The sequence below is a fragment of the Pseudomonas sp. CCI3.1 genome, assembly GCF_034313985.1.
Classification (GTDB): Bacteria; Pseudomonadota; Gammaproteobacteria; order Pseudomonadales; family Pseudomonadaceae; genus Aquipseudomonas; species Aquipseudomonas psychrophila.
Genome location: NZ_JAVIWO010000001.1, coordinates 2,752,433 through 2,777,613, shown reverse-complemented (window position 1 = coordinate 2,777,613; position 25,181 = coordinate 2,752,433). Strand labels below are relative to the sequence as shown.

The 25,181-nt window shown below is 59.2% G+C and carries 18 protein-coding genes and 1 riboswitch; of the genes, 9 read left to right on the top strand and 9 right to left on the bottom strand.

Features of this window, described 5'->3' with window-relative positions; all coding sequences use genetic code 11:
* Positions 1-105: 105 nt before the first annotated feature.
* A complete protein-coding gene (locus RGV06_RS12640; RefSeq protein WP_322150129.1) occupies positions 106-1,956 on the bottom strand; it encodes an O-antigen ligase family protein in 1,851 nt (616 codons plus the stop codon).
* A gap of 157 nt (positions 1,957-2,113) precedes the next feature.
* On the opposite strand from RGV06_RS12640, the gene msbA reads away from it, so the two are divergent.
* Positions 2,114-3,922 (top strand): lipid A export permease/ATP-binding protein MsbA, encoded by a 1,809-nt coding sequence (msbA, locus tag RGV06_RS12635; RefSeq protein WP_019825392.1) that lies wholly within the window; start codon positions 2,114-2,116, stop codon positions 3,920-3,922.
* A 151-nt stretch (positions 3,923-4,073) separates the two neighbouring features.
* A complete protein-coding gene (gene hldE, locus RGV06_RS12630) occupies positions 4,074-5,495 on the top strand; it encodes a bifunctional D-glycero-beta-D-manno-heptose-7-phosphate kinase/D-glycero-beta-D-manno-heptose 1-phosphate adenylyltransferase HldE (RefSeq protein ID WP_019825394.1) in 1,422 nt (473 codons plus the stop codon).
* A 121-nt stretch (positions 5,496-5,616) separates the two neighbouring features.
* Here the strand turns inward: hldE and RGV06_RS12625 are convergent, their stop codons facing one another.
* The 4 genes from RGV06_RS12625 to RGV06_RS12610 form a co-directional block, all read right to left on the bottom strand.
* Complete coding sequence (locus tag RGV06_RS12625) at positions 5,617-6,573, bottom strand: hypothetical protein (RefSeq protein WP_019825396.1); 957 nt, start codon at positions 6,571-6,573, stop codon at positions 5,617-5,619.
* A 41-nt stretch (positions 6,574-6,614) separates the two neighbouring features.
* On the bottom strand, positions 6,615-7,427 hold the full coding sequence (locus RGV06_RS12620) for an aldo/keto reductase (protein ID WP_046809159.1): 813 nt from the start codon (positions 7,425-7,427) through the stop codon (positions 6,615-6,617).
* Positions 7,424-8,599 (bottom strand): NAD(P)/FAD-dependent oxidoreductase, encoded by a 1,176-nt coding sequence (locus RGV06_RS12615; RefSeq protein ID WP_019825399.1) that lies wholly within the window; start codon positions 8,597-8,599, stop codon positions 7,424-7,426. Before RGV06_RS12615 ends, RGV06_RS12620 begins: the two co-directional genes overlap by 4 nt.
* Before the next feature lie 880 nt (positions 8,600-9,479).
* Positions 9,480-9,812 (bottom strand): DMT family transporter, encoded by a 333-nt coding sequence (locus tag RGV06_RS12610; RefSeq protein WP_046809161.1) that lies wholly within the window; start codon positions 9,810-9,812, stop codon positions 9,480-9,482.
* A 168-nt stretch (positions 9,813-9,980) separates the two neighbouring features.
* Between RGV06_RS12610 and waaA the strand changes: the two genes are divergently transcribed.
* A complete protein-coding gene (gene waaA, locus RGV06_RS12605; RefSeq protein WP_048352386.1) occupies positions 9,981-11,258 on the top strand; it encodes a lipid IV(A) 3-deoxy-D-manno-octulosonic acid transferase in 1,278 nt (425 codons plus the stop codon).
* Positions 11,259-11,279: 21 nt separating this feature from the next.
* Here the strand turns inward: waaA and RGV06_RS12600 are convergent, their stop codons facing one another.
* The 3 genes from RGV06_RS12600 to RGV06_RS12590 form a co-directional block, all read right to left on the bottom strand.
* Positions 11,280-12,980 carry a hypothetical protein gene (locus RGV06_RS12600; RefSeq protein ID WP_322150128.1) on the bottom strand — a complete coding sequence of 567 codons (1,701 nt, stop codon included), beginning with the start codon at positions 12,978-12,980 and terminating at the stop codon, positions 11,280-11,282.
* Positions 12,902-15,967, bottom strand: a complete 3,066-nt coding sequence (locus RGV06_RS12595) for a dermonecrotic toxin domain-containing protein (protein ID WP_322150127.1) — start codon at positions 15,965-15,967, stop codon at positions 12,902-12,904. The genes RGV06_RS12600 and RGV06_RS12595 overlap by 79 nt, the downstream gene beginning before the upstream one ends.
* Before the next feature lie 180 nt (positions 15,968-16,147).
* Positions 16,148-17,584, bottom strand: coding sequence for a TolC family outer membrane protein (locus RGV06_RS12590; protein ID WP_046809163.1), 1,437 nt, complete (start codon positions 17,582-17,584; stop codon positions 16,148-16,150).
* Positions 17,585-17,756: 172 nt separating this feature from the next.
* A riboswitch (TPP riboswitch) is annotated at positions 17,757-17,862 on the top strand.
* Positions 17,863-18,016: 154 nt separating this feature from the next.
* On the opposite strand from RGV06_RS12590, the gene thiC reads away from it, so the two are divergent.
* Entirely contained in the window at positions 18,017-19,906 is a 1,890-nt protein-coding gene (thiC, locus tag RGV06_RS12585; RefSeq protein ID WP_046809164.1) for a phosphomethylpyrimidine synthase ThiC, read from the top strand.
* Positions 19,907-20,098: 192 nt separating this feature from the next.
* A complete protein-coding gene (gene cytX, locus RGV06_RS12580; protein WP_322150126.1) occupies positions 20,099-21,361 on the top strand; it encodes a putative hydroxymethylpyrimidine transporter CytX in 1,263 nt (420 codons plus the stop codon).
* Between the two features lie 53 nt (positions 21,362-21,414).
* Here the strand turns inward: cytX and RGV06_RS12575 are convergent, their stop codons facing one another.
* On the bottom strand, positions 21,415-22,161 hold the full coding sequence (locus RGV06_RS12575; RefSeq protein WP_048352380.1) for an RsiV family protein: 747 nt from the start codon (positions 22,159-22,161) through the stop codon (positions 21,415-21,417).
* 220 nt (positions 22,162-22,381) lie between these two features.
* Here RGV06_RS12575 and RGV06_RS12570 point away from each other — a divergent pair, with 220 nt between their 5' ends.
* From RGV06_RS12570 to RGV06_RS12555, 4 genes are all read left to right on the top strand, one after another.
* Positions 22,382-22,999, top strand: a complete 618-nt coding sequence (locus tag RGV06_RS12570; protein ID WP_046809191.1) for an NUDIX domain-containing protein — start codon at positions 22,382-22,384, stop codon at positions 22,997-22,999.
* Positions 22,990-23,442, top strand: a complete 453-nt coding sequence (locus RGV06_RS12565) for a DUF1249 domain-containing protein (protein ID WP_019826287.1) — start codon at positions 22,990-22,992, stop codon at positions 23,440-23,442. Before RGV06_RS12570 ends, RGV06_RS12565 begins: the two co-directional genes overlap by 10 nt.
* A 174-nt stretch (positions 23,443-23,616) precedes the next feature.
* Complete coding sequence (gene cpdA / locus RGV06_RS12560; protein ID WP_019826285.1) at positions 23,617-24,432, top strand: 3',5'-cyclic-AMP phosphodiesterase; 816 nt, start codon at positions 23,617-23,619, stop codon at positions 24,430-24,432.
* Between the two features lie 95 nt (positions 24,433-24,527).
* Entirely contained in the window at positions 24,528-25,136 is a 609-nt protein-coding gene (locus RGV06_RS12555; RefSeq protein WP_019826283.1) for a YqiA/YcfP family alpha/beta fold hydrolase, read from the top strand.
* The last annotated feature ends 45 nt before the right edge of the window (positions 25,137-25,181 follow it).

Genomic DNA, 25,181 nt, shown 5'->3' with positions numbered 1-25,181 from the left:
GTGCTCCAACAGGATCTTGCTGTCGGGTGTAACGATGGGTCACGCATGATGTAGAACTGTATACGGTTCTGGCCAGGAGCACCTGAAGGTGCTCCCCCTGATGCATCAGGTTGCCGCTTGTACCTTGATCTGCTGGCTAAGGCTGTTAACGGCCACAGGATCAGCCAAGCTGGCATAGCCGTCGAGTAGCGCCTGCAGCTGTTCTTCGAACAACCAGCGACGATCTTCAGGATAGCGCTGCATGTGGCGCAGGTTGCGCTTGCGCAAGGCGATCCGGAGCGATGAAGGGTAGATGTGCATGTCGGCGATATCGATCAGGGCGAATTCACCATCGTCCATCAGCAACACATTACCCAAGTGCAGCGAGCGGAAGTAAACGCCCTTGCCATGCAAGACCGCCAGGAACTTGCCGAAACGCTCAACCAGTGCCTGGCGAACCGCAGGCGATCCCATCGATTGCATCACCTGACGCAGGGTTTGGCCCGGTAGCGGCTGATAGAGCACAGCAGTGCTGCCGTCAGTCAGTTGATACAGGTCCAGGATTTTAGGCGCTGCAATCCCCATGTCCTGCAAGCGCTCGCTGTTTACGGCAAAGCGCTCGGAGTACGGGTTAAAGCTGCCGGACGTGTAGCAGCGACGCCCGCGGAACAGCTTGAGGAAGTTACCGTTTTCCAGGCGCAGGACTTTTGGCCCCAGACCATCTTCTTCAATGACGTGTGCATGGGCCTGAAGGGTGTCCAGAGCTGCCCGGGAGAGGCTGCGAACAGGCCGGTCACGCAGGGTCTTGAAGCGCTGGTTGATGCTCAGTGCAGCAATCAGGGCCAGCGGGATCCACAGCAGGTACCAGTGTTCTTTGGGCCTTGGCAATATGCCGCCGCCTTCAGTCAGGCCGGCCCCGATGCCGTACACCAGCCAGGCAGACGCCAGGATGAACAGCGGTTGCACGCGATGGCGCCAACTGCTGTACAGCCCCCAGACCTGCATGAACAGCCAGGGCGTGAAGCCCAGAATGCCGGTGTAATAAAGCACACCCAGGGCGAAGTTGTGAGGTTCGCTCAACAGTAAGCCCGCACCCGGATCCAGGCTCAGAGTCGATTCGTAACCATGCCCGATCCAGGGCATCAGCTTGATCTGCTCAAGCACCAGTTGCCACAGCTCAAAACGGAATGAGCTGCCGCGGCTCATAATCATCTCGGAGAACAGTGCTATCACCACGACTCCACCCGTGATGAGCATGCTCATCAACGCCAATGAGCGACGGTTCCAGCAGATAAAGCTCAACCACACCATGGCCATGACCACTGCCACCAGGGGGGTTCTGGAACCGGTGGCCAGCAGTGCTGCGAACATGATGGTAAAAGCAGGGATCGCGATAAACAGGATCTGCGGGCGTTTGCAGGTCATGCCCAGGGTGAGCCAGTAAATGCAGAAAAAGCCGAAAGCGTGGGAGCTCAGCAGTGGATTGTCGAACGCTCCCGCCCCCACCATCCGGTCTTGCGGGGCGAAATGGCTGATAAACATGTACAGGTTATAGACGGTCGCAACCAAGGCGATGATCGCCGCCGCGAAGAACACCGGCTGCAGGCTTTCACTGCGGTATCGGGTCAGCAGCGTGCAGCCCCAGAACAGCATCAGCAGGTGCAGGGCCGGCTTGAGCGAGCCCAAGAAGTCTTCTTCGCCGTTAGTCCACATCAGGCTGGCCATCGCCCAGGCGGCAAATAGCATGAAGCCGAGGACTATCGGGTCACGCAGGATTTCTTTCAGCTCCCTGGGCCGCAAGATAATCGCAATAAGGGTCGGAATACTGAACAGGCCGTAATACAACTTGTGATGCAGACTGCGCCCGGGCAGGAAATAAAGGTCGGAGAGGAGTAATAAAAGGCCGACAGGGAGTAGCCACAGGCAGATGAAATCAAACACCCGCTGCTTTGAATAATTTAAGTAACTGAATTGCATGCTGAAAGGTTCATTCCAGGTTTTGGACGGCCATACTAGCGTACTGGCCCTGACGTGTCGTTTTTACTGCCCTGCGAGGCCGGGCTTCAAGCGGCAGTCAGTACACCAGAGAAGCTGTGATAAAGTCAGCTTCCTTTTTTACTAACCGCCGCGTGATATGACCGAATCCAGCCCCAGCACAAGCGAATCGAGCTTGAAGATATATCTGCGCCTGCTCAGCTATGTCCGGCCTTATGTCGGCCTGTTCCTGCTGAGCATCCTCGGGTTTCTTATTTTCGCTTCGACCCAGCCAATGCTTGGTTACATCCTCAAGTATTTCGTCGATGGCCTGTCCAATCCGGACGCAGTGCTGTTTCCCACTATTCCTTATTTGCGTGATCTGCGCCTGTTGCAGGTCGTGCCGATACTGATCGTATTGATCGCCGCATGGCAGGGCCTGGGCTCCTTCCTGGGCAACTACTTCCTGGCCAAGGTGTCATTGGGCCTGGTGCATGACTTGCGGGTCCAGCTGTTCAACAACCTGCTGGTACTGCCCAACCGCTACTTTGACAAGCACAACTCCGGCCATCTGATCTCCCGTATCACCTTCAACGTGACCATGGTTACTGGCGCTGCCACCGATGCGATCAAGGTCGTTATCCGTGAAGGCATGACCGTTGTGTTCCTGTTTGGCTCGTTGCTGTGGATGAACTGGCGCCTGACGCTGGTGATGGTTGCGATCCTGCCGCTGATTGCAGTCATGGTGAGTACGGCCAGCAAGAAATTCCGCAAGCAAAGCAAGAAAATCCAGGTGGCGATGGGCGACGTGACACACGTCGCCTCGGAAACCATCCAGGGTTATCGCGTTGTACGCAGCTTTGGTGGTGAAGCCTACGAGCAAAAACGCTTTCTGGAAGCCAGTCAGAGCAACACTGACAAGCAACTGCGCATGACCCGCACCGGGGCGATTTATACCCCGATGTTGCAACTGGTCATCTACGTGGCCATGGGCGTCCTGATGTTCCTGGTGCTGTACCTTCGCGGCGATGCCTCGGCAGGCGACATGATTGCCTACATCACCCTGGCAGGTTTGCTGCCCAAGCCGATTCGTCAGCTGTCTGAAGTCAGCTCGACAATCCAGAAGGGTGTGGCCGGCGCTGAAAGCATCTTTGAGCAACTGGACGAACAACCTGAAGTCGACACCGGCACTGTTGAGCGCGACCACGTCAGCGGTCGTCTTGACGTGCGTAACCTCAACTTCACCTACCCTGACACAGACCGTCAGGTGCTCAAGGACGTGACTTTCACGGCCGAGCCGGGGCAAATGGTGGCGCTGGTGGGGCGTTCCGGCAGCGGCAAGTCGACACTGGCGAACCTGATTCCGCGCTTCTATCACCACACGTCGGGCGAAATTCTGCTCGATGGCGTTGATATCGAAGATTACCGCCTGCTTAACCTGCGTCGACATATTGCCCAGGTGACTCAGCATGTGACCCTGTTCAGCGACACCGTGGCCAACAACATCGCCTATGGCGATCTGGCAGGTGCTCCCCGTGCCGATATCGAAAAAGCCGCGCGTGATGCCTACGCGATGGACTTTATCGAGCAATTGCCGCAAGGCCTGGACACTCAGGTCGGCGAGAACGGCGTGCTGCTTTCCGGCGGTCAACGCCAGCGTCTGGCGATTGCCCGGGCGTTGCTCAAGAACGCGCCGTTGCTGATCCTCGATGAGGCCACCTCGGCGCTGGATACCGAGTCTGAGCGTCATATCCAGGCAGCCCTCGACCACGTCATGAAGGGTCGTACTACCCTGGTGATCGCTCACCGCCTGACAACCATCGAGAAAGCCGACCTGATCCTGGTCATGGATCAGGGCCAGATTGTCGAGCGCGGCACCCATGCCGAGTTGATGGCGTTAAACGGCTACTACGCGCGTCTTCACTCAATGGGCCTTGATGCCCCGCAAACCTCTGGCGATATCGCCTAGCATTGTGTAGCCGCTGGCGAATACTTCGGCAGCGGCTACACAACACTTTCGCTTTGCCTGATTCTCATTCGCTGCGATTAATACCGTGAACTGACCTGCGTTCACCCTGTGTTAATATCGCGCCCCTGTTCATTTTGTATGTGGGATCTCCATGAAGTTGTCCATGCCGCGATTCGATCAAGCCCCTGTCTTGGTGGTAGGCGATGTCATGCTCGACCGTTATTGGCATGGCGGGACCTCACGGATTTCCCCTGAGGCGCCGGTGCCGGTGGTCAAGGTCGAGCAAATCGAAGACCGTCCAGGCGGCGCTGCCAACGTTGCGCTCAACATTGCCGCACTGGGTGCGCCTGCCTCACTGGTCGGTGTGACCGGCGACGATGAAGCCGCCGACAGCCTGGCCAATCGGCTTGAAGGCGCCGGTGTTCGTGCACTGTTCCAGCGTATCGCGCATCAGCCGACCATCGTTAAGTTGCGGGTCATGAGCCGTCACCAGCAACTGCTGCGTATCGACTTCGAAGAGCCGTTCGCCACCGACGCCCTGGCGTTGGGCGCTGAAGTTGAAAACCTGCTCGAAGGCATCAAGGTGCTGGTGCTGTCCGACTATGGCAAGGGCGCCTTGAAAAACCATCAGGTGTTGATCCAGGCCGCACGCGCCCGAGGCATTCCGGTGCTGGCTGATCCCAAGGGCAAGGACTTCTCGATCTATCGTGGCGCAAGCCTGATCACGCCCAATCTCAGCGAGTTCGAAGCTATCGTCGGTGGCTGTACCGATGAGGCCGATCTGGTGGCCAAAGGCGCCAAGCTGATGGCAGATCTGGATCTGGGGGCCCTGCTGGTCACCCGTGGCGAACATGGCATGACCTTGTTGCGTCCGGGCTTTGCGGCCATGCACTTGCCCGCTCGGGCTCGTGAAGTGTTTGACGTGACAGGCGCTGGCGATACCGTCATTTCGACCCTGGCCGCAGCCATTGCAGCCGGCGAAGAACTGCCCCACGCCGTGGCGCTGGCCAATCTGGCGGCCGGTATTGTGGTCGGCAAGCTGGGTACGGCCGCTATCAGTGCGCCGGAACTGCGCCGGGCGATTCAGCGTTCCGAAGGTTCGGAGCGTGGTGTGCTGAGTCTCGATCAGCTGTTGCAGGCCATCGAAGATGCGCGGGCCCACAACGAGAAAATCGTCTTCACCAATGGTTGCTTCGACATCCTGCATGCCGGTCATGTGACCTACCTGGAACAAGCGCGGGCCCAGGGCGATCGCTTGATCGTGGCGGTCAACGATGACGCTTCCGTGAGTCGCCTGAAAGGCCCGGGGCGCCCGATCAACAGCGTTGACCGGCGCATGGCCGTACTGGCTGGCTTGGGCGCGGTGGATTGGGTGATCAGCTTCCCTGAAGCGACTCCGGAAAACCTGCTGGCCCAGGTCAAGCCGGATGTGCTGGTCAAGGGCGGCGATTACGGGATCGATCAGGTGGTCGGTGCCGATATCGTGGCGGCTTATGGCGGTACGGTAAAAGTGCTGGGGCTGGTTGAAAACAGCTCGACCACGGCGATTGTCGAGAAAATCCGCGGTCAGTAATTACCCGGCAGATGCACTGTGGGAGCGGGCTTGCTCGCGATGAGATCGACTCGGTTCTTCTGACAGACCGAGCCGCCTGTATCGCAAGCAAGCCCGTTCCCACATGTGCAGAGCGCTGCGCTCAAGCCTTCTTCACGACCTTCCTGAAAATCTGCCGCGCCTTACCGGTCAGGCGCTTGAGCCTGGACTCCGGTGTCGGCGGGCTCAGGCCTTGCTGCTTGACCCAATCTTTCCAGTGAATCCGTTCGTCGTGTACCACCCAGCCGTCTTGAGGCGCGAAGCTCTCGGCCAGACGCACGCCCCGGGTACTTGCGGGGTGCAGTTGGTCTTTGGTGAGTGTGTACAGTTCGGCGCAGGGCTGGCCATCGGTCAGCGGGATCAGGTACAGGTCCGGGCGCTTGCGATCAAGGCGCGCGACCAGTTGATCACCTTCCAGTCGCTCATCGACATGAAACAGGCTCAGGGACTTGGCCTCCTTTGGCACTTCCAGGCGCAGGTCGTATATCAGCTGCAGTGACGCCGTCGGTAAATGCACGTAGGTTCGTGGCCGCTCGAGCAGGGGCTGGCTGCCACAGCGTACGGGCCGCGCTGCGCCAGACAGCGGCGTGAGGCGAAAGGGCAGGGCTTCACGGTAATGCAGGGCGGCGGCATAGGGCGCCGGTAGCCATGTTTCGTTGAAGCGTCCGCTAAGCCAACCCTCGGGGGTTTCCAGCAAGCATTCTTCGGCAATTTCCTGGATGGCGGTGTGCAGGGGCAGGTTGACCTCATGGGCGGGGACATAGCCCGAGATCAGCTTGAGCACCACATCGCCCCGATCCTGACGGCGTTGGCGCACCAACACCCAGTAATCGCGGCCTTGCCAATGCAAGGTCAGGCGTACCGATACGCCAAGATTCGCCAGTTCCAGTGAAAAACGCTCACTGTTAGCCACTTTCACCGGTCGGCGTTTTTGCAGGGTTTGCGTGAAGTTCAGCGGCATCCCGACGCTTTGATAGCTCAAGCCTTCAGGCGTGGCCTCGACAAACAACGGCAGGGTTTTGAAGTCGCTGGGGTTCTTGCGGATCAGCATGCGCGGCATCTCGGCTCCTTCTTGCGTCGGGGTCGGCCACATCGGCGGCTTCAGGTTTTACGCAGTACCTGCGCAACAGTCGCCACGTTATGGGCCAGGTGCAGCGGATTGATGGTACCGACAATAGCACTGGCAACTCCGTGATGGCCAAATACCAATTCGAAGCTGGCGCGCACCGGATCAACCCCCGGGCTCAAGCACACATGTCCACTGGCCAAGGCCTTCTTAACCAGAATGGCCTTGCCGTGGGCTGCGGCGTAATCGATAACCGGCAGTTCGGCTTGCTCATTGAGGTTGAAGGTGACCATCGCGCAGTCGCCTGTTTCCAAGGCCTTCAGCCCGCCTTCGACGGTTTTACCTGACAGGCCGAAGCCGCGAATCTTACCTTCGCGTTTCAGTTCGGACAGGGTCTCGTAAACCTCGCACTCATTGAGAATCGCAAGGTCATTGCCATCAGAGTGCACCAGCACCAGGTCGATGAAATCCGTTTCCAAACGTTGCAGGCTGCGCTCCACCGAGCGCCGTGTATGAGCCGCGCTGAAATCGTGGCTCGACTGGCCGTCGACGAACTCTTCGCCCACTTTGCTGACAATCACCCAGTCTTGACGCTGGCCGCGCAAGAGCGGGCCCAGGCGTTCTTCACTGCGGCCGTAGGCGGGCGCAGTGTCGATCAGATTGATGCCCAAATCACGGCTGAGCTTGAGCAGCATCCGCGCTTCGTCATCATCCGGGATCTGAAAACCGCTGGGATACTTGACCCCTTGGTCACGGCCCAGCTTGACGGTGCCAAGGCCCAGTGGCGAAACCAACAGGCCGGTACTGCCCAGCGGGCGATGAAATGCGTGCAGGGTTGGCTGGCTCATGACAACAGTTGCTCCCAGGCTGTTTTGCCCAAAGGCGGGCGCGGTAACTCAGGCAAGGCCGGGGTATTGCCCGGCTTGATACCGTCGTTCTCCAGTGCCTGCATCACACGATCCGAGAAGTCAGGCGCCAATGCCAGCTTGGTCGGCCAGCCCACCATCAGGCGGCCTTGATCCGCAAGGTAGGCGTTGTCCGGGCGTACAAGGCCCGACTGCGCAGGCTCGGCGCGGTTGACCCGCAACGTGGCCCATTGCGCCTGGCTCAGGTCGACCCAAGGGAGCAAATTGCCCAGTTCCTTTTGCGCAACGGCAATTTGCTCGGCAGGTTCGCGGGCAACCCCATCGGCTTCGGCGATGTCACCGCCCAGGTACCACACCCACTCGCCATCTGCTGCCGGGTGTGTGGTCACGGTAACGCGCGGCTTGGGGCCACCGCCCAGGCAATGGGCGTACAGCGGCTTGAGGCTTGGGCCCTTGACCATCACCATGTGCAACGGGCGCAACTGTTGGGCTGGAACACTGATGCCGGCGCTGGCCAATAGCTCGGCATTGCCTGCGCCCGCACTCAATACGATGCGCTGGGCATGAATGTCGCGTCCGTCGACCCGCAGGCCGATCAGTTCGTTGTTTTCAAACAGGGGTTCAATGTTCTGGCCAGCCAGCAGGCCGTCACCCGCCAACTCCGCCAGACGCTCGATCAGGCTCGGAACATCGACCACCAGCTCTGCCAGGCGATAGACCTTGCCCTTGAAGCGCGGATCTTGCAGAGCAGGGGGCAATTGGTCGCCTTTGACCTGATCGACCCGGCCACGTACGGCCTTGCTGGCAAAGAAGCTGGTGAGATTGCCCGCCAGGGTACCGGGGGACCACAGGTAATGGGCTTCGGAGAGCAGGCGCACGCCGCTCAGATCCAGCTCGCCATTACCGGCCAGGGCTTCACGCCAGCGCCTGGGCATATCGGCGATGGCTTCCGAGGCGCCGGTCAGGGCCCCATGTAGCGCGTATTTGGCGCCGCCATGAATAATGCCCTGTGATTTCACGCTCTGACCGCCGCCCAGGCTTTCACGTTCAACCACAATCGTGGAGAACCCCTGACGTCGAAGACGGGCATTGAGCCAGAGGCCGGCAACACCAGCGCCGACAATCAGCACGTCGGTGGAAATAACAGATGGCATGAGCGACCTCAGCGTTTAAAGACAAAGACCGCAAGTATACAGTCTGATCTTCAACCTGCCTTGACCTGGAAGAGCTCGCAGCCTTCGTTCCTCGTCAGCGGCTTGTATGTTGGCGCTAAACCGTTTTTCGTAGGGTTCTGTGACGTCTGCGATGCTTTTTGCTTTTGCTGGAGCCACACTAATGTCCAGACGACGCGAATGCCCATCACAGAAGGCCGAACGCAGGTGCTGTTATGGGGGTGGCGCGGCAGGACGCCGCGCCAGCCGCGATGGGCCATGGATGGCCCGTCGTGGCGTGCCCCCATGACAGTGCCGGAGTGAGGGAACCACCGAGCCTGGGCGAGGCGGCCGTATGGTAGGGCAAGCCTTTTTGGTTACTTTTTCGGCGTTTGGAAAAAGTGACCCGCCGTAAGGGCGGAACCCGTAGAGAACCGTGACATATCGAATGGATATGGACTCGGCATAGGTGCGGGCGCTTCGCAAAACAACTGGCACACGGGGTACATATCCGGCATCCGCGGTTAACTGAAATGATGGTTTCGCTCTTACAGCGAGTCACTTTGCAAAAGCGGCAAAGTAACCAAAGCGCTTTCGCCCCCGCGTACGGCCTTCGCTGCGCTCAGGTTCCCTCATTCCGGTCCCGCTCCGTGGGCACGCCGTGACGGGCCATCCCTGGCCCAACACGGCTCTCCCGGCATCCATGCCGGTCGACCCACTACGCAGAACCTGCGCTCGGCCTCCCGAAGGGCAGGCAGATCAAAAACCAGTGCAAAAACAAGATCAACGGCCCGCCGAGGCGGCCTACAGGCCGACCTGTTTAGCGAAGCACATTTCTCTAAACAGGCCGGTTGGCAACACAGTATCTACAGGGCGGGCTGTTTCAATGCCCCACCGTTTTGGAAAACAGCTGGATAACGACCACGCCCAGCACAATCAGGCCCATGCCGATCATTGCCGGAATGTCGAGTTTCTGCCCGTAGATAAACAGTGCAGCGATGCTCACCATCACAATCCCCATGCCCGCCCATACGGCGTAAGCCACACCTACGGGGATGGTGCGCACGACCAGTGTCAGCATCCAGAACGCCGTGGCGTAGCCAGCAATGACCAGAATCAGTGGCAGTGGAGTACTGAAGCCTTTGATCGCCTTCATGGAGACGGTTGCAATCACTTCGGCGCAAATGGCGATGGCCAAGTAGTAGTAGGCGTTCATGGGTGGAGTCCTGAGTGTGGTGCGGGGCAATTTAACAGTAAGGCATTCTAGTGAATGTAAAAGTGTGTAGTACGTTTCGATTACGACAGGTGCCGGGGGTATTTCGACACCGCAGGCGTGATGCAGTGCCATCATCGTGATTACCGTTTTCAAGTAAACTCCGTGCCCATGAATAGAACTCTCTACACCTTGCTGTTTCATCTGGGGCTGCCGCTGGTGGCGATTCGCTTGTGGTTACGGGCACGCAAGGCACCCGCGTATGCCCGGCGCATTGGCGAACGTTTCGCCATGAACCTGCCGGCCATGCAGCCGGGCGGGATTTGGGTGCATGCCGTTTCGGTGGGTGAGAGCATTGCCGCCGCACCCATGATTCGCGAGCTGCTCAAGCGTTATCCACAGTTGCCGATCACCGTGACCTGCATGACGCCGACCGGTTCGGAACGGATCCAGGCCCTGTTCGCCAACGAGCCGCGAATTCAGCATTGCTACCTGCCCTACGATTTGCCGTGGGCGGCGGCGCGGTTTCTGGAGCGGGTCAAGCCCAAGCTTGGCGTCATCATGGAAACCGAGTTGTGGCCCAACCATATCCACCAGTGCGCCAAGCGCGGTATCCCGGTGGCGCTGGCCAATGCCCGGTTGTCCGAACGTTCGGCCAAAGGCTATGCGCGGTTTGCCGGGCTGACCCGGCCAATGCTTGAAGAAATGAGCCTGATCGCCGTGCAGACCGAGGCCGAGGCCGAACGTTTTCGGCTCCTGGGCGCGCGACCTGAATGTGTTGAGGTCACTGGATCGATCAAGTTCGACTTGAGCATTGACCCTCAGCTATTGATCAAGGCCCGTGAGCTGCGCGAGCAATGGCAGGCGCAAGAGCGTCCGGTATGGATCGCAGCCAGCACCCACGAGGGCGAAGACGAGATCGTGTTGGCGGCCCATCGTCAATTGCTGGCCAGTTACCCCAATGCGCTGCTGATTCTGGTGCCGCGTCATCCTGAGCGTTTCAATTCGGTATTCGAGCTGTGTCGGCGCGAAGGGTTTGCCACCGTGCGCCGCTCAAGTGGCGAGTCGGTTGAAGCTCAAACCCAAGTGCTGCTGGGCGACACCATGGGCGAGTTGCTGTTTTTATATGCCTTGGCAGACAGCGCCTTTGTTGGCGGCAGCCTGGTACCCAACGGCGGGCATAATCTGCTGGAGCCGGCTGCGCTGGCCAAGCCCGTGCTGAGCGGGCCGCATCTGTTCAACTTCCTCGAAATTGCCGCCAAACTGCGCGATGCCGCAGCCCTGGAAGAAGTTGATGATGCTCAAGGTCTGGCCGTCGCAGTGCAGCGCCTGTTTGAGTTGCCGCAAGACGCGCAGCGCATGGCGCAGGCGGGCCTCAAGGTGATGCAGCTCAACCAGGGCGCCTTGCAGCGTTTGCTCGACGGCCTGGCGCGCCTGATAGCGCGCTGAGCGGCCCCTCTAGCCTGCGGGTTATTGGGCCACTGGCAGAAACCAGCGCTCTGCCAGTGACCGGCCGATCTGGCCACGGTGGACGTTGACAATGGCCTGCCCGCTTTTAGCGTTGGCCAGCTGCGACCAATAACTGAGCGTGCGCTGTGCTTTGGTTTTCAAGTGGGCGACGGTGTAGTCCTGCTTCGCAGTGTCTGCTTCGGCATAGTGAAAATGGGCATACCACAGCGGATAACCCTTGCGGTCGTTGATGGCATATTCCTGGATAAAGTCCCGACGTTCGCCCGTTAACTGGATGCGCCTGCCGAGAGCGGCGATCTGGACCCGTTCCTGATCAATCAGGTAGTGCAGGTTGCCGTGTGTGGGTGGTAGTTGCAGGCTCAATTGAATGCGCATTGCCCGGCCTTCGTCGATCATTTGCCGGGCAGCCCTGCGCAGGGTGTCCATCAGGGTTTGATCGTCCGCCAGTCGTGAGGCCGGGGGCAGGGTCTGAAGGCTTAGGTGCAGTTCGGTTGCCAGGTTGTCGAGCTTGCGAGCCTGGTAAGTGAGTAGTTCTTCGACTTCCTGGGGGTGCCGGGAAAGGATCTTGTACTGCCGGGCTTTGTCCAGATACCCCGCGAACGTGGCCAGCAGTTTGCGAGCGTCCCCCTTGATGACATTGAGCGCTCGAGTACTGGCAGGCGGCGAAGGACGTTCGGTCTTGATCTGGACCCATTCGTCCCCGTGTTGCAGGTAGGTCGACAGCAGTTGCCGGTCGTAATCGGAGCGGACTTCGATCACCTCATTTTGCCATTCGCTGTCTGCGGGTCTTAGTTCACCAATCAATTTGCCCTTGCCGCGTACGCTGATCATCTTTTTTGGACGCATGCCGGCTGCTGACGGCATGCGTTTACGGGGGCTTTTTCCACTGGGTTTAGCAGGAGGCCTGATCTCGGTAGCCAGTTGCTTAGTCGCCTCCTGGTACAGATCTGTCAGGAGCGTGTGCAGTTGATTGAAGTACTCGGGCTGCAGTTCATCGGCATACAGCAGGCCGATGCCCTGCACCGTATCCAGGGCCTGGCCGTACTGCTCAGCGAGGCTACCCAGTATCTCCAGGCGTTTGCTGGCCTCGAACTCCAGGGTGTTGAGCTGGTTGTGGGTGTAGATGTGCTCCTTGAGAGGGTCGATGGCGTTGTCGAGGCTGTCTTCGATGAGGCTGCCTGCCGCAAGCCTTGAGCTGGCGAGTTTCAGGCAGTCGAGCTGGAAACCCTTGAGGGTCAGGCTTGTGTGCCCGCCGACGGGTAGCCCCCGGACCAGCTCGGTGGCAGTTGCAACCCCCGCGTCGCCGAGGCTGAACAACTGATCCAGATAGCCATCTCTTTGCTCTATACGTTCGATGGTGTGTTCGTTGAGGGCTATTTGTTCCCGGATGGACGCTATAAACCCTTGCGGGTCTTCAACCGCTGCCGCCTCAAGGTCCGGCCCCGGAGTGGTGAACTGCGGCCACTTTGCAATCTGCGCCGCCTGTTCACTTGCCGAAATGGACAAGGAAATTGAGCGGTTGTAGAAGGCCTTCTCCAGCATCGAAACCATGATCGTTTCGTGAAACGGTATTTTCAGCTCGATGCGTTCCTGAGCCGTGGCCAGCAGTGCCTGGTACTCGCTCAATTCAGCATGCAGGGCGGTGCCAAGCCTGTCGCGAAAGGCGGCGACTTGCTCAGCACTGAAGCGAGGCTCCGCCATCGCCCTTTTGAGCGCTGCATGGGTAATCTCAACAGTTTTTTGCAGCGGAGCCTCACGGGGAAAAAATCACTCATTTGGGCCTCCAGTTCGCGAATGCGCTGCGCTTTGTGCTGTTGCAATGCCGCGATCCGTTTGGGCGGCATCCCCCCGAGCAAGCGCAGGCGCAGATCCAGTGACCAGTTGCCGTGGCTGTCCGACTTGAGACCTGGGCCGTGATGGTTGATATCGGCAGCTGAAACGATAACCGCCACGCCTGGGGGGGCGACATCAACGGGGTACAGGCCCTGTTCGATCAACGCATGCCAAGTTTGCCCAATGCGGTAGAGGCCTTTGCTCGGGCCACTGGCCTGAGGGGGAGGCAGGATCGCTGGCTGCAATACTTCAAAGGTCCCCAGCTGCTTACGCTGGCTGGGGGTGAGGCGGTCATGGGCGTTGGCAAAGCTGAAGTCCAGCACTGTGCTGTCCGCATCGGGGTATTCGCCGGGCAGGGCGGCGATGCCCGTAACAACATTGGGCGGTGAAGGCTCCGGCCAGACCTCCCGGATACGGATTGGGGCCCGTGGCCTCAGCACTTGCGCCATCAGCCCTTCGGGCAAAGGTGCAAGCGGCTGCACAACGGTCAGGGACTGGTGGAGCAGCAACAGGCACAGATTGAACAGCACATCGGCTGCTGCCAGTTCGCGGGTCGCCGGGTCACTGCTGGTGAGTGCGGGGATGTCCTTGCTGGCAAGGCTGGCCAGGCTCATTAACCCGGCGGTAAGCATGACGGCGGGAGGCCCGCCAGGTAGTAGCAACAAGGCGTTGAAAACCAGGCCGCCCCCTTCGATCAATACGCGCCAGCGGCTTTCCTGATTGGACACCGAGTCGATGTTCGCCTGTTCCACCAGCGCTCGGGCATTGCTGCCATACAGAAACTGCATCAAACGACCGTTATGCAGGTATTGCAGCAATTCGTCGCTGCTGGCGTTGATTGCCAGTTGTGCAGGGGCGGGTGTTTGAATCGGGGCGAAGTCACTGCCCAGGCCAAAGCGCACGTAATGAGGCTCTTTGAAACCACCGTTGTCGTAGATCGGGCGGGCAAGGTCGCTCAACCAGGTCAGTACGCTGGATTGCAGTGGCGAGGGTTCGGCGATCGCGTCCAGCAGGGCTGTGCGGGTCGTGAATTCCAGCAATGAGGGTGAGTAAAACGGACGGTACAACACATGGGGGCCACGCTCGGCATCGGCAGGTTCGATGATGAACATGTTGCTCGCCCTATCAGGCAGCGCTTGCGGGTGGCGCACCAGCGCCAAGTGCCGAATGACCACCGCCGTGCCCTCGACCTTTTGCGCGTCCACGCTGGTCTGCAGCACTGCTGCCACATAGCGTGCGCCGAGCGCGGTCATGCCATTCTCTTGTTTGAGGCTCAGCTCCAGCGCTTCCAGCGCAAGCTGCCCGCTGAGGTGGACGGCAAACAGTTTTTCGCGAGTTTGCGCCTCGGTTGTGTTGCTCAGCAGCCTGTCTTCAAGATGCCTGGGGTACATCTTGCCGATATCCACTTTTTCGATCAGTCCGCCGCGTTGGGTGATGTAGTCACGTGTCAACCAGGCGGGCAACTCAAGGCCCTGACGATGGCGCAGGCTGAGTCTGCCTGTGGGTCGACCGAACAGGTTCTTCAGGGCCAGTTCGGTCAGGCTCATGGTGACGGGCTCCACAATGCCCGCAGCGCCTGGCAATCCTGCAGCCGTCAGAAAAGTCAGCTCAATAGCGTCGGGATTGAAGAGATCCTCGCTGGCCTGGACAGGAACGCCCGGCTCGAAACGCTGCTGGTCGATGCGCATCTGTCGCTGCAGCGCATCGACGGCGTACCCGTGAATATCGTTGATGCCAGAGAGGTAGGTCTGACCTTTGCCGATTTTTTTGGCGGTAGACAGGGCCAGGCTGTATTGGCGGTAGCGGGCTTTGTCGCCAGCGCCAGCGTTGCTTAGCCAGGTAGGCAGATGTCTGTGAAGGGTTTGAAGGCTGTGCAGGTCGGTTTGAGTGCTCCCGACAAAGAACTGCGAGGTATCGGTGATCGCCTGGTAAACCGTTTCCAGTGCCTGCCAGCCGATATGGGCAGGCAACTTCAGCGCGCCTGTGCGCTCCAGTTGCCGGTTCAAAATGGCAGCGGCCCCAGCGTCGAAAACATTGCCCTCAAGCTCAAAATGCTTGAAACGGATTTCCTTGACGGTGAAGGCGCGACTGATCTGCCTGGCCCAGGCGCGGCTCAATGCGCCCAGATTTTTGTAGGGGAGCGTCTTGCCATCAGGCCTGCACAGCAGCACTTGATCCCGGGTTGCCAGAACAATCCGTGAGCTGAGCCCCGAGTGGACCACGCCCGCAGTGAGCAAAGTGGCTTGGAGCCAATAGGCGCGAACGGCGTTTTCTGCGAACAGGCGGACTCGCTCTTCATGGTTCGGGGTGGTGATGACCTGATTAAGTGCCGCAAGGGCGCTGGGTGTCAGGTCTGTTTGCTGGAGTGAGCCAATCGTCAGAGTGTCCTTGAGTACATCACTGAGCCACTGCCAACGACTGATCCCGGTATCGGCATTCTGTGTCCAATACGTGTTCAAGGCATCTTGCAGGCCGATGGGCAGGCGCCAGCTGAGCTCCTTTATCAGCGTCTCGATGACCTGCATATCCAGCTCGCCATCCTCTGGCTTGAGCCATTCGGGGGCGTTATCGGTCAGGTAGAAGGGCTGTGTGTTGACGGGGCTTAAATCAAGTTGCGCAGCGCTGCCAAGGTAATCCAGCACCTTGGGCATCAACGGCTCCAGCGTCCAGCCGCCCCCTGGCCTGGGCACGGCCAGCCGGGTGCGTTCGAGGTCGATCTGGAGTGAGGGATAGCGCTGCGCAATGGCCTCGGCGAGCATGTGCCGGGCGCTCGCTTCGAGCGCGGGTGGGTGGGCGAACTGTGCCCGTACTGCGTTTTCGGCAGGGGCGAGGCGTAGAGCCGGGACTGTAGGCATAAACGTTCCTGTGTTGAGTTCCAAAAGGTCACACGACCGATGCCGTATTAACTTCTGGTGCTCTCAAGGAACGGTGCTAACTGGATATATCAGTGGATCACACCGCTGTGGCAGCGCACTTGGTGGCGCTTGGTGCGCCGCGGTCTACTTGAGAGACCGCGTGCAGGAGTGTGGGGTTATTCAATTGCCCGGTGAGCGCAAATTGGCTTCGGCGGCCTTTGCCAGATCCGGCGGCAGGAAGTCCTTGTCCGGGTTGTAGTCGGCTTTGAGGTAGCGCGAGAGCGCTTCCAGATCACCTGGGTTCAAGGTGCCCGCTGCCTGCTTGAGACGCAGGTTGTCGAGGATGTAGTCATAACGGCTGTTGTTGTAGTCACGCACCGAGTTGTAGAGCTGGCGCTGGGCGTCGAGCACGTCGACGATGTTGCGCGTGCCCACCTGGTAGCCGATTTCCGTGGCTTCCAGTGCGCTCTGGTTGGAGATGATCGACTGTTTGCGCGCTTGCACCTGCTCAACGTCGGTGTTCACTGCACGGTGCAGGTTGCGGGTGTTTTCGACCACCTGGCGACGCAAGGCCTCGCGCTGCTGCTCGGTCTGGTCCAGGCGCGAGTACGATTCACGCACCTGCGAGCTGGTCAGCCCACCGCTGTAGATGGGAATGTTCAGCTGCACGCCAATGCTGCGCTGCGATACGTCGCCGCCATAGCGTTGGTTGAGGGCGTTGGGGTTGCTCAGGCCAAAGGCATCGTTGTCCCCAGTCTTGTACTGCGCAACGGCATCCAGGGTTGGCGCGTGGCCAGCCTTGCGCTGCTTGAGGGTTTCTTGGGCGGCATCCACCGCGTAATTGCTGGCCAGCAGGTTGAGGTTCTGCTGCGCGGCCGTGTCGACCCAGGATTTGGCGTCATTGGGCATCGGCGGCAAGATCGGCAAGGTGTGGCGCATGCCTTCAATCGCGTTGTATTGACGGTTGGTCAGGGTCACCAGCGCTTCAAAGGCGTCTTCTACCTGACGCTGGGCCAGCATCCGGTTGGCCCGAGCCGTGTCGTAACTGGCCTGGGATTGCAGCACGTCGGTCTTGTCCGACAGGCCCACGTCAAAGCGCTCGCGTGACTGGTCCAGCTGGCGCTTGAATGCGGCTTCTTCAGCTTTTGTCGCGGCCAGTGTGTCCTGGGCACGCAGTACCGAGAAATAGGCGTTGGCGCTTTGCAGGATCAAATTTTGCTCGGTGGCCGAGAGTTGTAGCGCGGCTTGTTCGTTGACCGATTCGGCGGCTTTTAACTGGAACCAGCGGTCAATGCGGAAAATCGGTTGTGCCAGCGTGGCCTGATACACCATGGCGCTGCGGGTCGTGGTCAATGACGGCTGGTCGATGGCAGTGCGCACGCTGGTCGACTCGGCGCCGCCGGACAGGTTGGGCAGCAAACCGGCGCGGGCCTGGGGCACCACTTCCTTTTGGGCCGCGTAATTGGCGCGGGCAGCAGCCAGATCAGCGTTGTTGTCTACCGCTTCGTGGTAAACGCTGACCAGCCCGTTTTGATTGGACAGTGGGGCGGTTGTATCCAGAGCCATTGCGCTGGTCGCCCAAGACACGGCTATAGCCAGTGATAGTTTGCGCAGCATGAGCGATCCCTAGTTCAAGGTTGCGAAAAATAAGTGCCCGAGCCCGATTCGCGGTTTCAAGCCGTAGCGAGTGTAGTAGTGGTGGCACCTTGCAACAATGCCATTGTTGCGCCTTTCATCACTGCATTAATTGTGGGATTGGCGTTCTGTCTCACTCTTGTCTAGACTGGCCGGGTTCTTGTCGGGGTGCCTTGCTATGAGGCTGAGATCGAATAATTTCGGATCCCGTTGAACCTGATCAGGTTAACGCCTGCGTAGGGAACAAGATTTCTCGTCTCCCGGCGAGTCCTCTTGAGTGCTGTCCGGGATCAATTGGTCAAAAAATGATCAGTTGTTCGAGGCCACCACTCAGCACCCAGTCCTTGGGTGCATCCGTACATTTTTCAGGTTCTCCCTCCGACAATCCGCCTGGATGCAGTCTGGAGAGCCGTGATGAGTACAAAACCAAAAAACGCGATCAACCTCAGTGATTCGGCCAAGGTCGATGAGCAGTCGGTCAAGCCGTTTACCCGCTCGCAAAAAGTCTACGTACAGGGTTCGCGCCCGGACATTCTGGTGCCGATGCGTGAAGTCAGCCTGGATATCACCCCCACCGATTTTGGCGGCGAAGTGAACGCCCCGGTATTGATCTACGACACCTCGGGTCCGTATACCGACCCGTCTGTTCAAATTGACGTGCGCAAAGGCCTGGGCGATGTGCGTTCGGCCTGGATTGATGACCGTGACGACACCGAGCGCCTGCCGGGCCTGAGCTCGAACTTCGGGCAAATGCGCCTGGACGATGCCGAGCTGACCAAACTGCGTTTTGCCCACGTTAAAAACCCGCGTCGGGCCAAGGCCGGTGCCAACGTCACCCAGATGCACTATGCGCGTCAGGGCATCATCACCGCCGAGATGGAATACGTCGCCATCCGCGAAAACATGAAGCTGCAGGAAGCCCGGGCGGCAGGTCTGCTGGATCAGCAGCACCCTGGTCACAGCTTCGGCGCCAGCATTCCCAAAGAAATCACTGCCGAATTCGTACGCGAAGAAATCGCTCGCGGTCGCGCCATCATCCCGGCCAACATCAACCACGTTGAGCTGGAGCCGATGATCATCGGCCGTAACTTCCTGGTGAAGATCAACGGCAACATCGGCAACAGCGCACTGGGCTCTTCGATTGAAGAAGAAGTGGCCAAACTGACCTGGGGTATTCGCTGGGGTTCGGACACGGTCATGGACCTGTCCACCGGCAAGCACATCCACGAAACCCGCGAGTGGATCATCCGCAACTCGCCGGTCCCGATCGGCACCGTGCCTATTTATCAGGCGCTGGAGAAGGTCAACGGCGTGGCCGAGGACCTGACCTGGGAGCTGTTTCGCGACACGCTGATCGAACAGGCCGAGCAGGGCGTTGATTACTTCACCATCCACGCCGGCGTGTTGCTGCGCTACGTGCCGCTGACCGCCAAACGTGTGACCGGCATTGTGTCCCGTGGCGGTTCGATCATGGCCAAGTGGTGCCTGGCGCATCACAAAGAGAACTTCCTCTACACCCATTTCGACGAAATCTGCGAAATCATGAAGGCCTACGACGTCAGCTTCTCGCTGGGCGACGGCCTGCGTCCGGGCTCGATTGCCGACGCCAACGATGCCGCCCAATTCGGTGAACTGGAAACCCTGGGTGAGCTGACCAAGATTGCCTGGAAACACGACGTGCAATGCATGATCGAAGGTCCGGGTCACGTGCCGATGCAGTTGATCAAGGAGAACATGGACAAGCAGCTGGAGTGCTGCGACGAGGCGCCGTTCTACACCCTTGGCCCGCTGACCACCGACATTGCACCCGGTTACGACCACATCACCTCGGGCATCGGGGCGGCCATGATCGGCTGGTTCGGTTGCGCCATGCTTTGCTATGTGACCCCCAAGGAGCACCTGGGGTTGCCGAACAAGGATGACGTGAAGACCGGGATCATCACCTACAAGATTGCAGCCCACGCCGCCGACTTGGCCAAGGGCCATCCGGGCGCACAAATCCGTGATAACGCCTTGAGCAAGGCGCGGTTCGAGTTCCGCTGGGAAGATCAGTTCAACCTTGGCCTGGACCCGGACACCGCGCGTTCGTACCACGATGAAACCTTGCCCAAGGACTCGGCCAAGGTCGCGCATTTCTGCTCCATGTGCGGGCCGAAATTCTGCTCGATGAAGATCACTCAGGAAGTGCGCATCTACGCCGCCAACCAGCGCATCGATGCCATCGACGTGGAGGTTGCCAAGGGCCTTGCCGAACAGGCCGAGCGCTTCAAGCAGGAAGGCAGCCAGCTGTACAAAAAAGTGTGATGTGAACCGAAATCCCTCGTAGCAGCTGCCGAAGGAACGAGGCTGCGTCCGGCGGCGTAGCCGTCGTAAACCCCGAAACCACGGTGTGTCAGGCACACCTTGCACTCAGGAATTACGATCGCTTCGCAATCGAACGCAGCCTGCGGCAGCTGCTACGGGTCAGTGTTTGTCCTTCTCTTTGAGATTCAACCCTTGAACACACCCGGCACCTATTCCCCCGACCGTGCTGTCCCTCAGGACAGGCGCGCGTTCGGCGGTCGAGATTTGTTTTCCCTGTGGTTCTCCCTCGGCATTGGCCTGATGGTGTTGCAGACCGGTGCGTTGCTTGCGCCGGGGCTGGGGCTTTCGGGTTCGTTGCTGGCGATTTTTCTCGGCACGCTGGTGGGCGTGTCGTTGTTGGCTTCGGTCGGTGTGATTGGCAGCGATACCGGGCTGTCGTCCATGGCTGCGCTGAAACTTACCCTCGGCAGCCGGGGCGCCATGCTCCCGGCCGTACTCAACGTGTTGCAGCTGATCGGCTGGGGCTCGTTCGAAATCATTGTGATGCGCGATGCGGCCAGCCTGCTGGGTGCCCGGGCTTTCAGCGAAGGCAGTGTGCTGAGTAATCCCTGGGTGTGGACGCTGTTTTTCGGCGCCCTGGCCACCCTGCTTGCGGTCAGCGGGCCGCTGACCTTTGTGCGCAAGGTCTTGCGCAAATGGGGCATCTGGCTGCTGCTGGCGGCGTGCATCTGGTTGACCTGGAACCTCTTGGCCAGGGCCGATCTGCCCGCGTTGTGGGCCCAAAAGGGCGATGGCTCTCTGCCATTTGCTGTGGGGTTTGACATTGCCATTGCCATGCCGCTGTCGTGGCTGCCGTTGATTGCGGATTATTCACGCTTCGGCAAACGCGCTAAAAGCGTGTTCGGCGGCACGGCGCTGGGCTTCTTTATTGGCAACTTCTGGTTGATGAGCCTGGGCGTGGCCTACACCCTGGCATTTGCACCGAGTGGCGAAGTCAATGCGCTGCTGTTGGCGCTGGCGGGTGCGGGGCTGGGCATTCCACTGCTGCTGATCTTGCTCGACGAGTCCGAAAACGCATTTGCCGACATTCACTCGGCGGCGGTATCCGGTGGGATGTTGCTGGGTTTGAAAGTCGAGCATCTGGCCTTGGCTATCGGTGTGCTTTGCACCTTGATTGCCTGCTTTGCGCCGCTGGCGCAGTACCAGAACTTCTTGCTGCTGATTGGCTCGGTGTTCGCGCCATTGTTCGGGGTGGTCCTGGTGGATCACTTTATTTTGCGCAAGCGCAGTGCTCAGATGGCGCCCACCATGGTGCGCTGGCCAACCTTGCTGGCCTGGTTGGGCGGGGTGGTGACCTATCACCTGCTGGCGAACTTTATGCCCGATGTGGGCGCGACGTTGCCGGCGTTGCTGCTGGCCGGGGTGTTGCAGTGGGTGTTGGGACGTAAACGCTAAAAGCCCCTCACCCCAACCCTCTGGGAGAGGGTTGGGGTGAGGGCCGCTCTGGTTTAGCCCTTAGCCGGGAACCACTCAGGTTTCAGAATCCCGTTAAGGCGCGAGTACGGGATCTTCAGTTCAACATGACCTTCAGAGTACGGCGCAATGCTGTACACGTCGTACTTAAGGACCACGTTGTCCTTGAGCAATGCCACATGCGGGGTTTTCTGGAACGGCCAGTTTTTAACGTATTCCGGATCGCTGCTGTAATGGCTGTTGATCAGCCAGTTGTTGTGGGCCACTTTTGCGGCGCCCCAAAAGGCTTGCTCCTGACCCGGCAACAGCATGTCCTGCAAGGTCACTTCTCTCTGTTCCTTGCGCGAGTAGTTGATAAAACCGCGCCCCGGCATGCCATGAGCGCCGCCGGTGTCCAGGTAGCTGGACAGTTCGACAATCAACAGACCGTCATGCTCCTCGCGTACCTTGGCCTGCAAGTAGGTGCTGTTGCGGCTGTCTGCCGTGCGCAGGAATTGCTCGCGATACGCGTTGAGCGATGGCGCCAGTTTGTCGTCGGGCGAGTTAACGGTCATTTTCAGCAGACGGTTTTCGATCAGCGCGTCAAGGTTGGGAGCATCGGCAAAGTGCAGGGTGTCGATATTCACCAGCGGGCAGTCCTGGCCGGTGCAGCCGGATTTGACCTGCTCCGAAGCGTCATTGGTAAACGCCAGCGGCTTTTGGGCCGAAGGTTGAAACACGCTTTGGCAAGCGCCCAGGGTCAGGGCGATGCAAGTCATGGAGGCAAACTTTAAAAGCGACATGGTCGTCCTTCATTGTCGAAAGAAAGAGAAAATTATGGTGGTTCGACTGCCAGCATAGGCATCGGTTCGCCACTAAGCTCAATAGAGTCAATTAGAGTTGTTTTGCAGGCGATCCGTCTATCCCCGCGTCATAAAAGAGGCTGCATCCGCAGGCGCAGGCGCGTTAGGATGCGCGATGCCGAGGGCCACCCCGGTGAAATTCGCCAGTAAGGGGTTTGCAATGACTGACATCACCAAGGCCATGCCAAGTGCCGTTGAGATCGTAAAACGCGAGAACGGTTATCAGGGTTTTTACAAACTTGATCGAGTGCATCTGCGTCACGAACTCTTTGCCGGTGGCATGAGCCGTGAGATCAGTCGCGAAGTGTTTGTGCGTCATGACGCGGTCTGTGTGCTGCCTTATGACCCGCAGCGCGATGAAGTGGTGCTGATCGAGCAGTTCCGGGTCGGGGCCATGGGCAAGACCGAAACACCTTGGTTGATCGAACTGGTCGCCGGGCTGATCGACAAGGCCGAAGTGCCTGAAGAGGTCGCTCACCGTGAAGGCGAAGAAGAAGCAGGGATTACGTTTTCGTCACTGTGGCCCATCACCCGCTATTTCCCTTCGCCGGGTGGCAGCACCGAGTTTGTTCACTTGTTTCTGGGGCGTTGCAGCACCGTGGGTGTGGGGGGCTTGCATGGCCTGGAAGAAGAGGCAGAAGATATTCGTGTAACGGTATGGGCGTACGAAGATGCGCTGCAAGCTGTACGTGATGGACGTATTTCCAATGCAGCGAGCATTATTGCCCTGCAATGGCTGGCGCTTAATCGCGCTGAAGTGAGGGGGTTATGGTCGTAAATGGGGTTCGCGATCGTTATCGAGTCGACCTGATCGGTTTGCAGGCTGCCTGCGAGGCCAACTATGCGCGTCTGATGCGTTTGTTGCCTGACATGCGCGAGCAACCCGGCCCGCGTCGGATTGCCGTGACTCAGGGTGACCAGATGTTGGGCGTGCTGACGCTTGAGGTGATCCTCGATTGTCCGTACACCAGCACCCTTCGCATACGCCAGGAGCACAGCTTGCCCTGGTTGCCGGTGCCCGAGTTGCAGGTGCAGGTGTATCACGATGCCCGCATGGCTGAAGTGGTCGCCGCCGAGCATGCCCGGCGTTTTCGCAGTATCTACCCTTACCCCAACATCGCCATGCACCAGCCCGATGAAAAAGCTCAGCTCAATGTGTTCCTGGGTGAGTGGCTCAGTCACTGCCTGGCGTGCGGGCATGAGTACGCAGAAGTGCGCTGAAATCTGTCGAAACCGTGCTTGCCCGCCTGGCCGGTCGCGTCGTCTGAATCGCGAGCAGGCCAACGCTCACAGAAAGCTGTGCCGATAGACCGACATAGATACAGCTGCCACTACACTTGAAGTGTCTGGTGGCATAATCGTGCCCTTCACTGAGCCCTCTGCGGGAGAGTCGCCTTGCCTAATGTATCCACGCTGACCACCGAAGATCCGGTGCTGCTGGTGCAGCTGTCTGACAGCCATTTGTTTGCTGATGCAGACGGTTCCCTGCTCGGGCTCAAGACCGCGCAAAGCCTGCAACAGGTGATTGATCTGGTGCGCACCGAACACCCCCGGGTCGATGGTGTGCTGGCCACCGGCGACCTCACCCAGGATGGCAGCGTCGAGGCTTATCAGCACTTTCGCAGGATGACCGCGCAACTGGCCCCGTTTGCCCGCTGGCTGCCCGGCAACCACGATCAAGTGCCACAGATGCGCGAGGCTGCTGTGCAAAGCCGTCTGCTGGAACCTGTGGTTGATATCGGCAATTGGCGCATTACGTTGCTCAACTCGGCAGTGCCCCATTCAACACCCGGTTATCTGGAAGAGGATCAGCTGCAACTGCTGGCGCAATCCTTGAGCGAAGCTCCCGAGCGGCATCACCTGGTGTGCTTGCACCATCATCCGGTCTCGGTGGGTTGCCAGTGGCTTGAGCCGATAGGTCTGCGCAACGCCAAGGATTTCTGGTCGGTGCTGGACCGTTATCCGCAGGCCCGGGCGGTGCTTTGGGGGCATGTTCATCAGGCGTTCGATCAGCAGCGCAATGAGGTCAGGTTGCTGGCATCGCCCTCGACGTGCATCCAGTTTGCAGTCGCCAGTCCTGAGTTCAAAGTCAGCAACGAGGCGCCGGGTTATCGCTGGTTGCGCCTGCAGCCGGATGGCACGTTGCAAACCGGCGTGTCGCGCCTGGCTGATTTCACGTTCGAGCCGGATTACAGCGCCAACAATTACTGAAATATCTTGAAGCGAGTCATTGCCCTTGAGTCAGGCTAAACTGCGCGTCTTTCTTGATGCTGTGTTCAGCTTAATGTGTCTTCGGGGGTCATTGCATGTCGGGTTCCATCTTGTATATCCACGGGTTCAACAGTGCCCCCGAGTCCAAGAAGGCCACACAGTTGATCTCGGTGATGCAGCGCATGGGGCTTGCCGACCAGCTGCGCGTGCCAGCCCTGCACCATCATCCGCGGGAGGCCATGGCCCAATTGCAGGCCGCAATCAGTGAGCTGGGCCGCCCATTGCTGGTCGGAAGCTCGCTCGGCGGCTACTATGCGACCTGGTTGGCCGAACAACATGGCCTCAATGCCTTGCTGGTCAACCCGGCCGTCAGCCCGCATCGGATGTTCGACGGTTATCTGGGCATGCAAACCAACCACTACAGCGGCCAAACCTGGGAATTGACCCACGATCACGTTCAAGCCCTGGCCGATCTCGAAGTGGCAGCACCCCAAGACCCTCAGCGGTATCAGGTGTGGTTGCAAACGGGCGATGAAACCCTGGACTACCGCTACGCTGAAAAGTACTACGCAGCGTGTACATTGCGTATTCAGGCGGGCGGTGATCACAGTTATCAAGGTTTTGCGCAGCAGTTGCCTGATCTACTGAATTTTGCCGGGATTGGCACCGAACAGTTTCAAACCATCGACTTTGCGGCCCTCTAAGGCGCCCGTCGAATGGCCCTTATTTTTCATTTACGACTAACGACG

Coding starts and splice junctions, on each gene's coding strand:
- RGV06_RS12640 (WP_322150129.1), bottom strand. CDS start 1,956: ATGCAATTCAGTTACTTAAATTATTCAAAGCAGCGGGTGTTTGATTTC.
- msbA (WP_019825392.1), top strand. CDS start 2,114: ATGACCGAATCCAGCCCCAGCACAAGCGAATCGAGCTTGAAGATATAT.
- hldE (WP_019825394.1), top strand. CDS start 4,074: ATGAAGTTGTCCATGCCGCGATTCGATCAAGCCCCTGTCTTGGTGGTA.
- RGV06_RS12625 (WP_019825396.1), bottom strand. CDS start 6,573: ATGCCGCGCATGCTGATCCGCAAGAACCCCAGCGACTTCAAAACCCTG.
- RGV06_RS12620 (WP_046809159.1), bottom strand. CDS start 7,427: ATGAGCCAGCCAACCCTGCACGCATTTCATCGCCCGCTGGGCAGTACC.
- RGV06_RS12615 (WP_019825399.1), bottom strand. CDS start 8,599: ATGCCATCTGTTATTTCCACCGACGTGCTGATTGTCGGCGCTGGTGTT.
- RGV06_RS12610 (WP_046809161.1), bottom strand. CDS start 9,812: ATGAACGCCTACTACTACTTGGCCATCGCCATTTGCGCCGAAGTGATT.
- waaA (WP_048352386.1), top strand. CDS start 9,981: ATGAATAGAACTCTCTACACCTTGCTGTTTCATCTGGGGCTGCCGCTG.
- RGV06_RS12600 (WP_322150128.1), bottom strand. CDS start 12,980: ATGGCGGAGCCTCGCTTCAGTGCTGAGCAAGTCGCCGCCTTTCGCGAC.
- RGV06_RS12595 (WP_322150127.1), bottom strand. CDS start 15,967: ATGCCTACAGTCCCGGCTCTACGCCTCGCCCCTGCCGAAAACGCAGTA.
- RGV06_RS12590 (WP_046809163.1), bottom strand. CDS start 17,584: ATGCTGCGCAAACTATCACTGGCTATAGCCGTGTCTTGGGCGACCAGC.
- thiC (WP_046809164.1), top strand. CDS start 18,017: ATGAGTACAAAACCAAAAAACGCGATCAACCTCAGTGATTCGGCCAAG.
- RGV06_RS12575 (WP_048352380.1), bottom strand. CDS start 22,161: ATGTCGCTTTTAAAGTTTGCCTCCATGACTTGCATCGCCCTGACCCTG.
- RGV06_RS12570 (WP_046809191.1), top strand. CDS start 22,382: ATGACTGACATCACCAAGGCCATGCCAAGTGCCGTTGAGATCGTAAAA.
- RGV06_RS12565 (WP_019826287.1), top strand. CDS start 22,990: ATGGTCGTAAATGGGGTTCGCGATCGTTATCGAGTCGACCTGATCGGT.
- RGV06_RS12555 (WP_019826283.1), top strand. CDS start 24,528: ATGTCGGGTTCCATCTTGTATATCCACGGGTTCAACAGTGCCCCCGAG.